The sequence below is a fragment of the Novosphingobium jiangmenense genome (assembly GCF_015694345.1).
Taxonomy (GTDB): domain Bacteria; phylum Pseudomonadota; class Alphaproteobacteria; order Sphingomonadales; family Sphingomonadaceae; genus Novosphingobium; species Novosphingobium jiangmenense.
In genome coordinates, this window is the sequence record NZ_JADQDC010000014.1 from 1 (window position 1) to 15,068 (window position 15,068).

The following is a 15,068-nucleotide window of genomic DNA, read 5'->3' on the forward strand; positions in this document are numbered from 1 at the left end:
GACGCCGGAAAACCGCCAAAGGTCATCCTCATCGCCATCATGCGCAAACTCATCTGCGCTCTCAACGCCATGGTCAAAAACAACCAACCATGGACCGCATAACAAGACGGTTGCTCCCCATTTGCACTTTCAGCGAAAACAGGGAGGATCAGGGTGATACTCCAGCCTCAACCTTCCCCGCATGCCCCGCAAAGCCATGCATTCCAAGCCACCACTGCAGCGCGATCACGCCGCCCTTGGCGGGCTGGACCAGGCCGACGAGCAGCACCAGCGCCATCACCGCGACGATCACCATCATCGCCCAGCCGGGAAGGCCGGTGTGAAGGCCGAGTTCGATGATCACCGGGGCCATGATGTGCCCGGTCAGCAGGATCGAGATGTAGGGCGGGAAGTCGTCTGCGGCGTGGAGTGTCCAGTTCTGGCCGCACAGGCGGCAGCGCTCGACCGGCTTGAGGAAGCGCGTGAACAGATGCGTGCCCCCGCAGCGCGGGCACTTGCCCCGAATGCCGCGCCAAAGCGCCCCGCCCAGCCCTTGCGGGAGCGAGGTGCGGTCGAGCGGGAGTGCGGCGTTGGGCATGTGCACCTACTTCGCGAAGGGGTTCTTGGGGCTGCGCAGGGTCAGGCGGATCGGCACGGCGTCGAAGCCGAGTTCGCGGCGGATGCCGTTGACCAGATAACGGCGGTAGCTTTCGGGCAACTGGTCGAGCCGGGTGCCGAACAGGACGAAGCCGGGCGGGCGGGTCTTGGCCTGGGTGATGTAGCGCAGCTTGATGCGGCGACCGCCGGGCGCGGGCGGCGGATTGGCGGCGAGCGCGTCGTCGAACCAGCGGTTGAGCGCGGCGGTGGCGACGCGCTTCGACCAGGCGGCGCGGATTTCGAACGCGGCCTTGAGCAGTTCGTCGAGGCCCTTGCCCGTGCGGCCCGAGATGGCGAGCAGCGGCACGCCGCGCACTTGCGCGAGGCCTTCGTCCAGCGCCTTGCGGATACCCTGGAACAGGCCTGACGGGTCTTCGGCGACGTCCCACTTGTTGATCGCGATCATCAGCGCGCGGCCCTCTTCGAGCACCATCGAGGCGATCTTGAGGTCCTGATGCTCCAGCCCGCGCGTGGCATCGAGCGTGAGCACGACGACCTCGGCGAAGTCGATGGCGTGGCGCGCATCGGCGACAGACATCTTCTCGAGCTTTTCGGTGACGTTGGCCTTCTTGCGCATGCCCGCCGTGTCGATCAGGCGGACCGGGCGATAGCCCTCGCGCTCGGGATCAAACCACTGCCAATCAATGGCGATCGAATCGCGGGTAATGCCTGCCTCGGGCCCGGTAAGCAGGCGGTTTTCGCCGAGCAGCTTGTTGATCAGCGTGGACTTGCCCGCATTGGGGCGGCCGACGATGGCCAGCTTGAGGACGGATTCGGGATCGAACTCTTCCTCGTCGCCTTCGGCTTCGGCGGCTTCTTCCTCTTCGACCTGCTTGGGTTCGAGGTGCGGGCGCAGCGCTTCGAACAGGTCGGCAAGGCCCTGGCCGTGCTCGGCGGAAAAGGCGACCGGTTCGCCAAAGCCCAGCGCGAAGGCGTCGTAGATGCCGGGATCACCCTGGCGGCCCTCTGCCTTGTTGGCCATCAGCACGATGGGCACGCGGCTCTGGCGCAAGTAGCGGGCGATTTCCTCGTCGAGCGGGGTGACGCCCGCGCGCGCGTCGATCACGAACAGCGCGACGTCTGCGCCGACCAGCGAGGCTTCGGTCTGCTGGCGCATGCGGCCGGGCAGCGTGTCGGGATCGAGATCTTCCCAGCCCGCGGTGTCGACGATGGTGAAATCCAGCCCGAGCAGCGTCGCATCGCCGAAGCGACGGTCACGCGTCACGCCGGGCTGATCGTCCACCAGCGCCAGCTTCTTGCCAACAAGGCGGTTGAACAGCGTCGATTTGCCGACGTTCGGGCGTCCGATAATGATGACCTGAGGGCGCATGGGCCTCCCGTGGCTGTTTGTGCGGCGAAAGGCAAGGGCGGCGCGCAGGTACAGCTTTTGTTTAGTCTGCCGTTAACCAAATGCCCCCATATGAAATTTACCTGAAATTTCTAATCGTAGGCACGATGAGAGGGTTTCGGATCATTGTCGCGATTGCCGTTGCGCTGCCGTGCGGCACGGCCATGGCCGAGGCCGTGGACATGCCGGAAATGCGCGCGGACAGGGGTTTTTCCAACTCGTCGGGCAGCGCTGCCGAGGATGACACCCCCCTCCCCTATCTGCAATGCGTACCCTATGCGCGCTCGGTCAGCGGCATCCAGATCTATGGCGACGCGTTAACCTGGTGGGACCAGGCCGAGGGTCGCTATGCGCGTGGCCATCGCCCCAAGCCGGGCGCAGTGATGAGCTTCGCCCCGCATGGACGCATGGAACTGGGCCATGTTGCCGCAGTCAGCCGGGTGATCGATTCGCGCACGGTCCTGCTGCGCCATGCCAACTGGTCTCCCATCGACGGACGGCGCGGCCAGATCGAGGACAACGTTCGCGCGGTCGATGTGTCGGAAGCGAACGACTGGTCCGAAGTCCGCGTATGGTACGCGCCGATCGGCAACCTCGGAACGACCGCCTGGCCCGTCAACGGGTTCATCTATCCCGAGAAGCCGGGCAAGAAGGAACGGCTGACCGTACTGGCCTCGGCAAGCAAGCCCAAGGCCACCGAAGCACCGCGTTCGGCAATCGGCGCGGACTTCCTCAAGGGGATCAAGCCGGAAGTCACCGTGAAGCCGTCGCCAGTGCGGCGTGAGCTTTCCTATCGCTACGATGCCCCCAAGACCGCGTCGGCAAAGCCGGTGACCAGTGCCCCGTCTTCGCGCAAGCCTTCGCTCGGCGATGACCCGATTGGCCGGATCATCGCCGCGAAGACGCGCTGAACCTTACAGCGACTTGATGATGGCCGAGAAATCGAGGCCCGCGTTGCCGGCGTCCGCGAACGCCGAATAAAGTTCCTCGGCGCGCTGGCCCATCGGCACATCAGCTCCCGCATCCTTGGCGGCAGCCATCGCCAGCTTCAGATCCTTGAGCATCAGCGCAGTGGCGAAGCCGCCCTGATAGCCGTTGTCGGCAGGAGTCTGCGGACCGACGCCGGGGACCGGACAATACGAGGTCATCGACCAGCATTGGCCCGAGGCCTTGGACGAGATGTCATAGAAGGTCTGCAGGTCGAGCCCGAGTTTCTCGGCCATGGCGAAGGTCTCGCAGGTGGCGACCATCGAGGCGCCCAGAAGCATGTTGTTGCAGATCTTGGCCGCCTGCCCTGCCCCGCTGGCCCCGGCATGGATCACCGCCTTGCCCATGGCGGCAAGGATCGGTTCGGCGCGGGCGAAAGCCTCGTCGCTGCCGCCGACCATGAAGGTGAGAGTGCCGCCATTGGCCGCGGCAATGCCGCCCGAGACCGGCGCGTCGACCATGACATAGCCCGCAGCATCCGCCGCCGAGGCAACTTCGCGCGCGGTGGCGACGTCAATGGTCGAGCAATCGAGTAGCAGCGCCGTCGTCGGGGCCTGTCCGATCACGTCGGCGCTGTAGACCGACTTCACGATGGCGCCGTTGGGCAGCATCGAGACGACCGCATCCGCGCCCTGCACCGCTTCCTTGACCGAGGTGTAGGTGGTGCAGCCGTTTTCCTTCGCGCGTTCGAGCGCCGCTTCGGCAAGGTCGAAGGCGTGAACGTCATGCCCCGCCTTGACGAGGTTCGCGGCCATGCCGCCGCCCATGTTGCCGAGGCCGATGAATGCGATCTTCATGGATTAACGCCCCTTCCACACGCCGGGGCGCTTTTCGATGAAGGCTTTCATGCCTTCGGCCTTGTCCTCGCTGGCGGTGAGGATCTGGAAGACGCGGCGTTCGAACAGGAGGCCCTGGTCGAGAGTGGTCTCGAACGCAGCGTTCACCATTTCCTTGTTGGCGACAGCGGCCATCGGCGGCATCGCGGCGATGGTCTCGGCGGTCTTGAGCGCATCGGCGAGCAGGTCTGCCAGCGGCACGACCCGGGTGACGAGGCCCGAACGCTCAGCCTCGGCTGCGTCCATCATGCGGCCGGTGAGGCACATGTCCATCGCCTTGGCCTTGCCCACCGCGCGGGTCAGGCGCTGCGAACCGCCCATGCCGGGGGCGACGCCGAGCTTGATCTCGGGCTGGCCGAACTTGGCGTTGTCCGAAGCGATGATGAAATCGGCCATCATCGCGAGCTCGCAACCGCCGCCCAGCGCGAAGCCGTTGACCGCCGCGATCCAAGGCTTGCGCGTGGTCTTGACGAGGTGGCTGGTCCACTTCGAGAAGAAGTCCTCGTTGTAGAAGTCGGCGGCAGGCTTGTCGGCCATTTCCTTGATGTCGGCGCCGGCGGCGAAAGCCTTCTCGCCCGAGCCAGTCAGCACGGCGCAACGCTGAGAGGCGTCAGCCTCGTAGGCGGCAAAGGCTTCGATCAGTTCGGCCAGGACCTGCGAATTGAGCGCGTTCAGCGCCTGCGGGCGGTTCAGCGTAATGAGGGTGACGGCACCCTTCTGTTCGACGAGGATGGTTTCGTAAGTCATAGCGGTTTCCATTCGTCAGCAGCGCCCAGCGGCGCGAAAATCTGGTCGAGCAAGTCGTCGGTGACGCCCTCAGCCGCAGCGGGCGACCACTTCGGAGCGTGGTCCTTGTCGACGATGACGGCGCGCACACCTTCGGCAAAGTCCGGCAGGACCAGAACGCGGGCACCGATGCGGTATTCCATCGCCATGTTGGCGGCAAAGTCCGGCAACGTCAGGCTGGTGGCGAGCTGGCGCAAGGCGACCTTGCAGGTCTGCGGGCTCTTGGTGTGCAGCGTCTTGAGCGTTTCGGCGGCAAAGTCCGAGCCATCGGCTTCGAGCGCGGCAAGAATGTCCTCGTAACGGTCCGAGGCGAACAGGCGGGCGATGTCTGCCGCATGGGCCGCAATCTTCGGCTCAGGCGGCACCGCCGAAAGCTCGCGCAGGATCGTAGGGATATTGGCCGGGTCTGCCGCGATGCGCGCCTTGGCCTCGGCAAGATTGGCCGAGGGCAGGTAATGCGTGGCAAGCCCGGCCCAGAGGCATTCCGCCCCATCGAGCCGCGCGCCGGTCAGCGCCAGATACTGCCCAAGCCGCCCCTTGAGACGCGACAGGAACCAGCCGCCGCCCACGTCCGGGAACAGGCCGATGCCGGTTTCGGGCATGGCCAGCTTGGTGTTCTCGGTGGCGACGCGGTAGGTTGCGGGCCCGGCGATGCCGACGCCACCGCCCATTGTAATACCATCCATGAACGCGACCACCGGCTTGCCATAGGTCATCAGCAAGTGGTTGAGCTGGTACTCGTCGTGGAAGAACTTGCGGCCCGATGCACCGCCATCGTTCAGCGCCGAATTGCGCAGGAAGGCGATGTCACCGCCCGCGCAGAACCCGCGCGACAGCTTGGGATCGCCGTCAGCGGGAAGCTGGTGATCGATCATGACGACAGCAACGCCTTCGTCACCCCGCCACTCGATCAGCGAGTTCGTCATGGCGTGGACCATGTCGAGCGTCAGCGCATGGATCGCGCGCGGGCGGTTGAGCGAAAGGATGCCGGCCGCGCCTTCACGCCGGCCAAGAACTTCATCGGTCACTTCAGCAGGTCCCTTCCCACGATCATGCGCATGACTTCATTGGTCCCTTCGAGGATGCGGTGGACGCGCAGGTCGCGCCAGAAGCGCTCGATCGGATAATCGCGCAAGTAGCCGTAGCCGCCGAACATCTGCAGAGCACGGTCGACGATCGAGGAACCGTTGTCGGTCGCCAGCTTCTTGGCCATTGCCGAAAAGCGGGTCTTGTCCGGCGCTCCCGAGGTGACCTTGGCCGCGGCCATATAGAGCAGCGCGCGGGCGCATTCGAGGTCAGTTGCCATGTCGGCCAGCACGAACTGGGTGTTCTGGAATTCGGCAATGGCCTTGCCGAACTGCTTGCGATCCTTGACGTAGCCGATCGCCTCATCGAGGCAGCGCTGCGCACCGCCCAGCGAGCAGGCACCGATGTTGAGGCGGCCGCCATCGAGCCCCGCCATGGCGAACTTGAAGCCATCGCCCTCGGCGCCAACGCGGTTGGCGACGGGCACGCGGACGTTGTCGAAGATGACCTGTGCGGTGGGCGAGGCGTTCCAGCCAAGCTTCTTCTCCGGCGCGCCAAAGCTCACGCCCTCCATGTCCTTGTCGATCACGAGGCAGGAAATGCCACGCGCGCCATCGTCGCCGGTGCGGACCATGGTCACGTAGACATCGTTCACCCCGCCGCCCGAGATGAACTGCTTGGTGCCGTTGACCACGTAATGATCGCCGTCGAGACGCGCGGTGGTCTTGAGCGCGGCGGCGTCAGAACCAGACCCGGGCTCGGTCAGACAGTAGCTCGCCATCTTGTCCATGGTGACGAGGTCGGGCAGATAACGGCCCTTGATCTCGTCACCACCAAAGCAGTCGATCATCCAGGCCGCCATGTTGTGGATCGAGATGAAGGCGCTGGTGGCCGGGCAGCCATAGGCCATGGCTTCCATGATCAGCGCCGCCTCAAGCCGACCGAGGCCGATGCCGCCCGATTCCTCGCTGACGTAGATCGCGGCGAAGCCCAGTTCGGCGGCAGCCTTGATCGTCTCGCGCGGGAACGTGTGTTCCTCGTCCCACTGCGCGGCGAACGGGGTGATCGCATCGGCAGTGAAGCGGCGCGCCATGTCCTGGATGGCGATCTGGTCTTCGGTCAGCGCGAACTGGTCAGTCATCTCTCTTTTCCCGTCACACGGAGTTAACCGTGCCCTTAAACTGAAGCATGGGCGGCGGATATGGTCCGCCACCCATGCTGTCCAGACCTATCCGCAGGAAATGCGGACAATCGTGTAGTCATCGTCGTAGGACACCGTCAGCCGGTCGGCGCGATAGTCCATCGTCACCGCCGAGCGCGGCGGTACCCAGCGCAAGGTGCGCGCGCCGGTCAGCTTGAGGAGTTGCGCACCGACCTCGGCAGTTGCCTTGGTCCCGACCAGCGACTGCGCGGCCTCGGCGTTGCAGATTCCTTGCGGCATGGCGGGCAGGTCCTCCAGCGGCGGCGTACCTTGCGTGCAGGCCGAAAGACCGATCAGCACGGGCAGGGCCAGGAGTTGCAATCTCATCCCCGGCGCCATCACTTGCACCGGCTGTGGCGACGCGGACCTTCTGGCGCGTCTTCGGCAAACTCGGTCAGCACCAGCGTCTTGCCGCCGTCCTCGAGCTTGTAGCTGGCCTCGCGCTGCCACTTCATGCCCTCGCCCTCGTAATCGAAGACGGCGCGGACTTCGGTGGGGGTGGCGATCTTGGCGTTGGTGAGGTCAGCGACGGATTCGTAGAACTTGGCCGACTTCTCGCCGATGGTCACGGCGCCCTTGTCGGCCCCGGTCGTCGGATCACAGTCAGCCGGGCTCATTGCCCATTTCCCCCGCATCGCTTCGGGGAACACGGCTGTAGTGACCGAAACCGCTTCGCTCGCACCGGGCGCGACCGGAGAGGCCATCGCCTCGCTCTCGGTGACCATCGGCGCAAGGCTTGGCGTCGCCGAAGCACTGGGCTCGGGCGACGGGTCCGAACAGGCGCTCAGCGCCAGCGGGAGGACAAGAAGGGGGAGGACGAGATGCTTCATCGTGAATGCTCCGGTGTGGTTGATGGCATAACCAACGCACACCGGAGCGATCCTTTCCATGAGGCCTCAGGTCAACCCATCGTCGGAATGACGAAGGCATTGCCGCCGTCGGGCGAGCCGTCCGGCCAGCGCTGCGTGATGGTCTTGACCTTGGTCCAGAACTTCACGCCTTCCATGCCGTGCTGGTTGGTGTCGCCGAAGGCAGACCGCTTCCAGCCGCCGAAGGTGTGATAGGCCACCGGCACCGGGATCGGCACGTTGATGCCGACCATGCCGACGTTGACACGCGCGGCAAATTCGCGCGCGGCGTGGCCGTTGCGGGTGAAGATGGCAACGCCGTTGCCGTACTGGTGCTTCGAAGGCAGCGCGAGCGCTTCCTCGAAGTCCTTGGCGCGAACGATCTGCAGCACCGGGCCGAAGATCTCGTTGTGGTAGCTGTCCATATCGGGGGTGACGTGGTCGATCAGCGTCGGGCCGACGAAGAAGCCTTCCTCATGCCCCTGCAGCGTGAAGCCGCGGCCGTCGACGACGAGTTCGCCGCCCTCCTCGATGCACTTGCCGATCCAGCCTTCGACCTTCTCCTTGTGCGCTTGGGTCACGACCGGACCGTAGTGGGCTTCGGGATCGGTCGAGACGCCGACGCGCAGGGCCTCGATCGCCGGGATCAGCTTGGCGCGCAGCTTGTTTGCCGTGTCCTCGCCCACCGGCACAACGACGGGGAGCGCCATGCAGCGCTCGCCTGCTGAACCGAAGGCCGCGCCGCACAGGTCGTTGACGACCTGATCCAAGTCAGCGTCGGGCATGACGATGCCGTGGTTCTTGGCACCGCCCATGGCCTGCACGCGCTTACCGGCGGCAACGCCACGGTTGTAGACGTAGTGGGCAATGTCCGACGAGCCAACGAAGCTGACCGCGCCGATGGCCGGGTGATCGAGAATCGCGTCGACCATTTCCTTGTCGCCATGGACGACCTGGCAGATGCCCTCGGGCAGGCCTGCCTCGATGAACAGTTCGGCCAGGCGCACTGGCACCGAGGGGTCACGCTCGGAAGGCTTGATGATGAAGGCGTTGCCGGTGGCGATGGCGATGGCCGACATCCACAGCGGGATCATGCCGGGGAAGTTGAACGGCGTGATGCCCGCGCCGATGCCGATCGGCTGGCGCATCGAATAGACGTCGATGCCGGGGCCTGCGCCTTGGGTGTATTCGCCCTTCAGTACATGCGGGATGCCGCAGGCGAACTCGACCACTTCGAGGCCACGCTGGATGTCGCCCTTGGAGTCAGCGATGACCTTGCCATGCTCGGACGAGAGCATGTGGGCGAGGCTGTCCATGTTGGCTTCGACCAGTTCCTTGAAGCGGAACATGACGCGGGCGCGGCGCTGCGGGTTGGTCGCGGCCCAGGCGGGCTGCGCCTTGAGCGCGGCCTGCACGGCGCGCTCGAGCGTCTCGGCGGTGCCGAGCGCGACTTCGGCCTGCACGCCGCCATTGTTGGGATCGAAGATCGGGCTCTTGCGGGCGGGCGCGCCGCCGGGGCCGCCGACGATGAAGTGGTCTACGAGACGCATGGAATTTCCTCTTGCACCAGAACTTGGGGCACGTGATGCGCCTGCCCGCGATTGCAGGCAACAAGCGAATATGCGAGGTCTACCTGCAAATTTGCAGGTGACTTTATGCAGTCTAGCGACTGGAACGATTTTCAGGCCTTCCTCGCCGTGGCCCGCGCCGGACAACTGGCGCGGGCGGCCGCGAACATGGGGGTCGACGCCACCACCATCGGGCGGCGATTGCGCAGGCTGGAGACTCGCGTCGGCGCTACGCTGTTCGAACAGACGCGCGAGGGACAGGTCCTCACCGAGGCTGGCGAGGCGATGCTGGCCGAGGTCGAGGCGATGGATCAGGCCGCCAGCCGCATCGCCGAGAATGCCCTGAGTGTGGGGGGAGTTGCCGGTAACTTGCGGGTGAGTCTGTCCGAAGGCCTCGGGAGTTGGATTGTTGCCCCGGCCCTGCGCAGCTTCGTCGAGGCCAACCCCCGCCTGATGGTCGATCTCGTTGCTTCGTCAGGATTTCTCAGTCCTTCCAAGCGTGAAGCCGACCTTGCAGTGACGCTTTCACGCCCTCGCGCAGGGCCGGTGATCGCCGGAAAGCTGTCGGACTACACCCTGCGGCTCTACGCCACGCGAGGCTATCTTTCGCAGAAGGGTTTGCCGGAAAGGCCTTCAGAACTTGCGCAGGGGCATCGCCTTGTCGGCTACATCCCCGACCTGCTCTACGCCCCGGAACTGCGCTATCTGGCTGAAATCGAACCGGATCTGACTGCCAACCTGCGCTCATCCTCGATCATCGCGCAACACCGCATGATCGCCGCCGGCGCCGGCATCGGCGTCCTCCCCTGCTTCATCGGCGATTCGGACAAATGGCTGGTCCCGGTCCTGCCCGAACGGCGCATAACCCGCTCATTCTGGCTGGTAACGCACAAGGACACGCACAATCTGGCGCGCGTCCGGGCCTTCAAGGACTGGCTGACGGCGCTGGTGGCGCGGGAACGCGGGCGGCTGCTGCCGAGGTAGCAGCGCCCGCGATAGCCTCAGGCCTTGGCGACAGGCGCGCCTTCGCCGAGGTCTTCGTACCAGGCTTCGACCGGGCCGTTGAGCTTGATCGTCAGCGGATTACCCTTGCGATCCATGCTCTTGCCGGCCTGCACGCGGACCCAGCCTTCGGAGATCGAGTATTCCTCGACATTGTTGCGCACCACGCCCTTGAAGCGGATGCCGACGCCGCGGCGCAGCTTGTCCGCATTGAAATAGGGGCTGCGCGGATTGATCGCGAGACGGTCCGGCGGCACGTCTGGACCTGCGGTTTCGGGCTGAATGGTTTCGTCGCTCATGGACCGCGCAAATATCTTGATTGCCCCACTTGTCAATCGACGCGGAGCATCGTAGAGGCCCGCCCCTGTCAAGCGGTCGGAACCCCGACCTTCTCTGACGGGCGCGTAGCTCAGCGGTAGAGCACACCCTTCACACGGGTGGGGTCACAGGTTCAATCCCTGTCGCGCCCACCAGAAACGGCCCGCGAGCGATCGCGGGCTTTTCTGTATCTGGCGGAACCACGGCGTGTCCCGAAGGATTGGTCTTTCTCCCGCTGACGGAGAATTTCCATGCAAAACAAGGACGAACGCACCCCGCCGCTCGAGCCAAAGAGCGACAACGCCAGCCTCAACAGCGAAGTCCACGCGACCACGAAGATCAATTCGAACGTCACGCCCGAGCAGTATCCTGAAGAGCAGCGGCGGATGCAGGCGATTTCCTCGCAGGAGCCCAGCGAAGGGGTGCGCAAGGACAGGACGCAGGATGCATCGCGCCTTTCCCATTCGAGCGAGGAGCCCAGCGAGGGTGAGCGAGAGGAGTGAGTGCGGTTTGCGCGAAATCAAGGAACTTCTAATATAACGAGGCATCATGGGCTGGTTCGCAAGGAGGACCAGACCCATGTTCAAGACCAATGTTGGCGGGATCGACCGCGCGGCTCGCATCGTGCTTGGCCTTGTGCTGATCGCGCTCGTATTCTTCGGGCCGCAGACACCCTTCGGATGGATCGGCGTGGTGCCGCTGCTGACCGGCCTGATGCGAACCTGCCCGCTCTATTCGCTGCTGGGCATGAATACCTGCCCCCGCATGTAAGAGCGCTGAGGGCGGGTTGCGCCGGGAGACGCGAGGCGGCATAGCGCTGCGCCATGCACGATATCCGCCTGATCCGCGAAAACCCCGCCGCTTTCGACGCCGCCCTCGCCCGCCGCGGGGTAGAGCCGATTTCTCACCTCATAGTTGAACACGACAGAGTCCGTCGTGAGTTACAGACAAAGGCCGATGTGCTTCGAGCGGAGCGGAAGCGGCTTTCTGGAATCTATGGGCAACTCGCGGCGCGTGGTGAAGGCAACACGCCCGACGCGCTAGAATTCAAAGATCAATCAATCAAAATTGCCCAATCGTTGTCTCAGATTGAGAAGCTCCAAGCTGAGAGCGCCGATGTTAGCACGCTTCTCGAAGGCGTTCCTAATACGCCTGCTCCAGAAGTTCCTGATGGAATGGATGAGAGCCAAAATGTGGAACTTTTGCGTTGGGGGACACCGCGATCATACGAGTTCACGCCAGCGGAGCACGCTGATCTCGGCCCTGCGTTGGGACTTGATTTCGAGACCGGCGCGCTGATTTCTGGTTCGCGGTTCACGTTCCTCAAAGGTGGTATGGCGCGCCTACACAGGGCGTTGGCCCAGTTCATGCTTGACCGCCAGACCGAAAAAAATGGTTACGTTGAGTGCATCCCTCCATTGCTCGTCAAAGACGAAGCAGTGTACGGCACGGGTCAGCTCCCCAAATTCTCAGAGGATCTTTTTCAAACCTACATTAGCTTCAACGAGTTCTTTAAGGATGTTTTGAAAGAGCTAGGCGAGGACGCCGTAATTGTTGAAACGGCAACACAAAAGCAAATTTCTACCGTCAAACAGCTCATTGACCGACTAAAGGCTCGCCAAGCTAAGAGTCCAGAAGCTCGGCGCTGGCTGATCCCGACCGCGGAGGTCAGCCTGACCAACGCGGTGCAGGGCCAGATTCTGGGCGAGGCCCAGCTTCCCCTGCGCATGACGGCCCTGACGCCGTGCTTCCGCTCGGAGGCCGGTGCGGCGGGGCGCGATACGCGGGGGTTCATCCGCCAGCACCAGTTCGAGAAGGTGGAGCTGGTTTCGATTACCAAGCCCGAGGATTCCGAGGCCGAGCACGAGCGCATGACCGCCTGCGCCGAGGGCGTGCTGCAGGCGCTGGGGCTGCCCTACCGCAAGGTGCTGCTGTGCACCGGCGACATGGGCTTTACCGCACGGAAAACTTATGACCTCGAGGTCTGGTTGCCTGGCCAAGGTGCCTATCGCGAGATTTCTTCGTGTTCGAACTGCGGTGATTTCCAGGCGCGGCGGATGAATGCGCGTTATCGCCCGGAAGGTGCGAAAGGCACCGAGTTCGTTCACACTCTTAATGGTTCGGGCCTTGCCGTCGGCCGTACGCTGGTGGCAGTCTTGGAGAACTACCAGCGGGAGGATGGATCGGTGGACGTGCCTGAAGTGCTGCGCCCCTACATGGGCGGCCTGACCCGCCTCGTGCCACTGGCGTGATCCGCGCGCTGGCGGCAGGGCTCGCGCTGCTGGCAGCGGCTCCTGCGGCTGCGCAAGAGGCGCGCGCGCCGATCGTGGCGTGGACCTACACCGTGCAAGCGGGCGATACCTTTTCGGCAATCGCGCGCCGCTGGGGTGTGGACATGGCGGCGCTGGGTGAAGCCAACGGAATCCCCAGCCCCTACGTGATCCGCATCGGACAAGTGCTGAAGCGGCCCGAACTGCCGGGTGCGCCCAAGCCGGCGGTCAAGCCAGCCGCGCCAGTCCCTGCTGCACCGGTCGAGACCCCGAAGGCGGTGCCCCGCCCCGCTCCGACGCCGCGTCCTGCCCCACCACCCCGTGCCCCGCTGGCCCCGCGCGAATCCGATGCCCCGAAGATTGGCTGGCCGACCGAAGGCGCAGTGGTCAGCCATTTCCGTGACAAGGTTTCAGGCATTCCCTCGAACGGGATCGACCTGATCGCCCATCCCGGCCAGAAAGTGCGGGCAGCGGCTGCGGGCACCGTGCTCTATGCTGGCAAGGAGCCAGAGCGTTTCGGCCAACTGATCCTGATCGATCACGGCGGCGGGTTCGTCACCGCCTACGCCTATCTCGGGACAATGACGGTCAAGGAAGGTCAGTCCGTGATCAAGGGCGAGCGCATCGCGCTGGTCGGCCAGAGCGGCGAGGCCAAACGGCCGACTGTGCATTTCGAGCTGCGCCGCAACAACGTGCCGCGCGATCCGGAACTTTATCTGCCACCGCGATTGTAGCGCTGATGGACCTCCACCTTCTCCGTCGCGGCGGGCGCAAGCCGGTGAACGTGTTGCGGCGAACGCTGAAGGTGTCGGTCTGGGCGGACCTCGGCCTTCGGCTGGGCGCAGCATTCGCGCTGGTGGCTATCGTCGTGGCGGTGCACTGGATCGACCGCGCCGGGCTGAAGGACAGCCACGACGGGACGATCAGCTTTCTGGACGTCGTCTATTTCACGATGATCTCGATCACCACGACCGGCTTTGGCGACATCGCTCCGGTAAGCGACCGTTCGCGGCTGATCGAGGCGGTGATCGTGACGCCGATCCGGGTGGCGGTGATCTTCATCTTCGTCGGCACCGCCTACAACTTCATCATCAAGCGGACCTGGGAGCGATTTCGCATGGCGCAGATCCAGAAGAACCTGACCGATCACATCGTCGTTCTGGGGTTCGGCGTCTCGGGTGCAGAAGCCGTGGCCGAACTGATCGCGCGCGGCACCGATCCGGGCTGCATCGTGGTGATCGACCCTTCGGAAAGCGCCCTGGCGGCGGCGGCCGATCTTGGCTGCAATGTCATGGCCGGCGATGCCACGCGTGATGCGACGCTGGTGGACGTGCGCATCGACAAGGCCTGCGCCATCCTTGTCTCCGCCGGGCGCGACGATACCTCGATCCTCATCACCCTGACGGCGCGCCATCTCGCTCCGGGCGTGCCGATCAGCACGGTGGTACGCGCGGCGGACAACGAGGATCTCGCCCAGCAGGCCGGGGCGAGCACGGTGATCAACCCGGTGCGGTTCACCGGGCTGCTCATGGCCGGATCGGCGCATGGCAAACATGTCGCCGAATACCTGACCGACCTCGCCTCGGTTGAAGGACGCGTGCAACTCGTCGAACGCAAGGTTCGGCCCGAGGAAGTCGGTGGCTCGCTGTCGGTGCTGGCGAGTGGTGGACGGGGCTTGCGAATCTATCGCCGCGGAATAGTGATCGGCTTCTGGGAAGAGGCTGCCAACCGGCTGGAAGAAGGCGACGAGATCGTCGAGATCGCCCCTACCCCAAGAGCTTGAACGCGAGCCCCATCGAGAGGTAGGCGGCAAGCCAGAAGCCACCATCGATCAGCGCAAGACGCGTGCTGATGCGCTGGTGGCTGTAGCTGATCCACAACGAGGGGATCACGAAAGCAATGGCAAGGCCGCCCGACATCATGAAATAGAGCCACCACTTCACGTCCAGCGTGGCACTGCCGACGCGGGCGAACATATGGCCCATCATCGTGGACGTTATCAGCAGCAGCGCGGCAGTGATCGCAGCCGTGCGCGCGGGCGAGCGGCGGATGCCCAGCTTGCCGGGGCCGACCTCTTCCAGCCGGGCGCGACCGAACAGTGGCCCGTACCAGAGGGTTGAGACGCCAAGCGCAAACAGCGTTGCAACAATGACCGCTATCCAGTTGACCGGGCCCATCTTTTCCTTCTTTGCCAAGCCCCCGCTGCGGCAAGTGCTACGCCTGCCGGACACGGAAGGCAACG

General features: G+C 64.4%; 18 protein-coding genes and 1 tRNA gene. 8 read left to right on the plus strand and 11 right to left on the minus strand.

The genetic code is table 11. The annotated features are described in order from the left end of the window. Nucleotides 1–148: 148 nt before the first annotated feature. Nucleotides 149–577 (minus strand): DUF983 domain-containing protein, encoded by a 429-nt coding sequence (locus tag I2488_RS16625; RefSeq protein ID WP_196276934.1) that lies wholly within the window; start codon nt 575–577, stop codon nt 149–151. 6 nt (nt 578–583) lie between these two features. Further along, nucleotides 584–1,966, minus strand: a complete 1,383-nt coding sequence (der, locus tag I2488_RS16630) for a ribosome biogenesis GTPase Der (RefSeq protein ID WP_196276935.1) — start codon at nt 1,964–1,966, stop codon at nt 584–586. A gap of 125 nt (nt 1,967–2,091) precedes the next feature. On the opposite strand from der, the gene I2488_RS16635 reads away from it, so the two are divergent. Then, nucleotides 2,092–2,895 (plus strand): CHAP domain-containing protein, encoded by an 804-nt coding sequence (locus I2488_RS16635; protein ID WP_343071101.1) that lies wholly within the window; start codon nt 2,092–2,094, stop codon nt 2,893–2,895. 3 nt (nt 2,896–2,898) lie between these two features. On the opposite strand, the gene mmsB is transcribed toward I2488_RS16635, so the two are convergent. The 7 genes from mmsB to I2488_RS16670 form a co-directional block, all read right to left on the minus strand. Then, the gene (gene mmsB, locus I2488_RS16640) at nt 2,899–3,768 is read right to left on the minus strand and encodes a 3-hydroxyisobutyrate dehydrogenase (RefSeq protein WP_196276936.1); all 870 of its coding nucleotides are present in this window, start codon (nt 3,766–3,768) and stop codon (nt 2,899–2,901) included. A gap of 3 nt (nt 3,769–3,771) precedes the next feature. Continuing rightward, nucleotides 3,772–4,554, minus strand: a complete 783-nt coding sequence (locus I2488_RS16645; RefSeq protein WP_196276937.1) for an enoyl-CoA hydratase-related protein — start codon at nt 4,552–4,554, stop codon at nt 3,772–3,774. Next, nucleotides 4,551–5,621, minus strand: a complete 1,071-nt coding sequence (locus I2488_RS16650; RefSeq protein WP_196276938.1) for a 3-hydroxyisobutyryl-CoA hydrolase — start codon at nt 5,619–5,621, stop codon at nt 4,551–4,553. The genes I2488_RS16645 and I2488_RS16650 overlap by 4 nt, the downstream gene beginning before the upstream one ends. Continuing rightward, complete coding sequence (locus I2488_RS16655) at nt 5,618–6,760, minus strand: acyl-CoA dehydrogenase family protein (protein WP_196276939.1); 1,143 nt, start codon at nt 6,758–6,760, stop codon at nt 5,618–5,620. Before I2488_RS16655 ends, I2488_RS16650 begins: the two co-directional genes overlap by 4 nt. Before the next feature lie 87 nt (nt 6,761–6,847). Further along, nucleotides 6,848–7,147, minus strand: a complete 300-nt coding sequence (locus tag I2488_RS16660) for an I78 family peptidase inhibitor (RefSeq protein WP_196276940.1) — start codon at nt 7,145–7,147, stop codon at nt 6,848–6,850. Nucleotides 7,148–7,158: 11 nt separating this feature from the next. Beyond that, entirely contained in the window at nt 7,159–7,650 is a 492-nt protein-coding gene (locus I2488_RS16665; protein WP_196276941.1) for a hypothetical protein, read from the minus strand. A gap of 71 nt (nt 7,651–7,721) precedes the next feature. Beyond that, the gene (locus I2488_RS16670) at nt 7,722–9,218 is read right to left on the minus strand and encodes a CoA-acylating methylmalonate-semialdehyde dehydrogenase (RefSeq protein ID WP_084280332.1); all 1,497 of its coding nucleotides are present in this window, start codon (nt 9,216–9,218) and stop codon (nt 7,722–7,724) included. 105 nt (nt 9,219–9,323) lie between these two features. Between I2488_RS16670 and I2488_RS16675 the strand changes: the two genes are divergently transcribed. Next, nucleotides 9,324–10,220, plus strand: coding sequence for a LysR family transcriptional regulator (locus I2488_RS16675; RefSeq protein ID WP_196276942.1), 897 nt, complete (start codon nt 9,324–9,326; stop codon nt 10,218–10,220). A 17-nt stretch (nt 10,221–10,237) separates the two neighbouring features. Here I2488_RS16675 and I2488_RS16680 read toward each other — a convergent pair whose 3' ends face one another. Continuing rightward, nucleotides 10,238–10,537, minus strand: coding sequence for a DUF3297 family protein (locus tag I2488_RS16680; RefSeq protein ID WP_196276943.1), 300 nt, complete (start codon nt 10,535–10,537; stop codon nt 10,238–10,240). A 99-nt stretch (nt 10,538–10,636) separates the two neighbouring features. Between I2488_RS16680 and I2488_RS16685 the strand changes: the two genes are divergently transcribed. The 6 genes from I2488_RS16685 to I2488_RS16710 all read left to right on the plus strand — a co-directional run bounded on the left by I2488_RS16685 (nt 10,637) and on the right by I2488_RS16710 (nt 14,609). Then, a tRNA-Val gene (locus I2488_RS16685) sits at nt 10,637–10,711 on the plus strand. Between the two features lie 96 nt (nt 10,712–10,807). After that, nucleotides 10,808–11,059 carry a hypothetical protein gene (locus tag I2488_RS16690; RefSeq protein ID WP_196276944.1) on the plus strand — a complete coding sequence of 84 codons (252 nt, stop codon included), beginning with the start codon at nt 10,808–10,810 and terminating at the stop codon, nt 11,057–11,059. A gap of 76 nt (nt 11,060–11,135) precedes the next feature. Beyond that, on the plus strand, nt 11,136–11,327 hold the full coding sequence (locus tag I2488_RS16695; protein ID WP_196276945.1) for a YgaP family membrane protein: 192 nt from the start codon (nt 11,136–11,138) through the stop codon (nt 11,325–11,327). A 53-nt stretch (nt 11,328–11,380) separates the two neighbouring features. After that, nucleotides 11,381–12,808 (plus strand): serine--tRNA ligase, encoded by a 1,428-nt coding sequence (gene serS, locus I2488_RS19650; RefSeq protein ID WP_196276946.1) that lies wholly within the window; start codon nt 11,381–11,383, stop codon nt 12,806–12,808. Further along, the gene (locus tag I2488_RS16705; RefSeq protein ID WP_196276947.1) at nt 12,805–13,560 is read left to right on the plus strand and encodes a peptidoglycan DD-metalloendopeptidase family protein; all 756 of its coding nucleotides are present in this window, start codon (nt 12,805–12,807) and stop codon (nt 13,558–13,560) included. Before serS ends, I2488_RS16705 begins: the two co-directional genes overlap by 4 nt. Before the next feature lie 5 nt (nt 13,561–13,565). Further along, nucleotides 13,566–14,609: a potassium channel family protein gene (locus I2488_RS16710; RefSeq protein WP_196276948.1), complete on the plus strand. Its 1,044-nt coding sequence runs from the start codon at nt 13,566–13,568 to the stop codon at nt 14,607–14,609. Here the strand turns inward: I2488_RS16710 and I2488_RS16715 are convergent. Further along, on the minus strand, nt 14,593–15,021 hold the full coding sequence (locus I2488_RS16715; RefSeq protein WP_246465732.1) for a DUF1761 domain-containing protein: 429 nt from the start codon (nt 15,019–15,021) through the stop codon (nt 14,593–14,595). The genes I2488_RS16710 and I2488_RS16715 overlap by 17 nt on opposite strands. Nucleotides 15,022–15,068 lie beyond the last annotated feature (47 nt).

Coding starts and splice junctions, on each gene's coding strand:
- I2488_RS16655 (WP_196276939.1), bottom strand. CDS start 6,760: ATGACTGACCAGTTCGCGCTGACCGAAGACCAGATCGCCATCCAGGAC.
- I2488_RS16680 (WP_196276943.1), bottom strand. CDS start 10,537: ATGAGCGACGAAACCATTCAGCCCGAAACCGCAGGTCCAGACGTGCCG.
- I2488_RS16675 (WP_196276942.1), top strand. CDS start 9,324: ATGCAGTCTAGCGACTGGAACGATTTTCAGGCCTTCCTCGCCGTGGCC.
- I2488_RS16670 (WP_084280332.1), bottom strand. CDS start 9,218: ATGCGTCTCGTAGACCACTTCATCGTCGGCGGCCCCGGCGGCGCGCCC.
- I2488_RS16710 (WP_196276948.1), top strand. CDS start 13,566: ATGGACCTCCACCTTCTCCGTCGCGGCGGGCGCAAGCCGGTGAACGTG.
- I2488_RS16690 (WP_196276944.1), top strand. CDS start 10,808: ATGCAAAACAAGGACGAACGCACCCCGCCGCTCGAGCCAAAGAGCGAC.
- I2488_RS16660 (WP_196276940.1), bottom strand. CDS start 7,147: ATGAGATTGCAACTCCTGGCCCTGCCCGTGCTGATCGGTCTTTCGGCC.
- I2488_RS16695 (WP_196276945.1), top strand. CDS start 11,136: ATGTTCAAGACCAATGTTGGCGGGATCGACCGCGCGGCTCGCATCGTG.
- I2488_RS16665 (WP_196276941.1), bottom strand. CDS start 7,650: ATGAAGCATCTCGTCCTCCCCCTTCTTGTCCTCCCGCTGGCGCTGAGC.
- I2488_RS16635 (WP_343071101.1), top strand. CDS start 2,092: ATGAGAGGGTTTCGGATCATTGTCGCGATTGCCGTTGCGCTGCCGTGC.
- mmsB (WP_196276936.1), bottom strand. CDS start 3,768: ATGAAGATCGCATTCATCGGCCTCGGCAACATGGGCGGCGGCATGGCC.
- der (WP_196276935.1), bottom strand. CDS start 1,966: ATGCGCCCTCAGGTCATCATTATCGGACGCCCGAACGTCGGCAAATCG.
- I2488_RS16645 (WP_196276937.1), bottom strand. CDS start 4,554: ATGACTTACGAAACCATCCTCGTCGAACAGAAGGGTGCCGTCACCCTC.
- I2488_RS16625 (WP_196276934.1), bottom strand. CDS start 577: ATGCCCAACGCCGCACTCCCGCTCGACCGCACCTCGCTCCCGCAAGGG.
- serS (WP_196276946.1), top strand. CDS start 11,381: ATGCACGATATCCGCCTGATCCGCGAAAACCCCGCCGCTTTCGACGCC.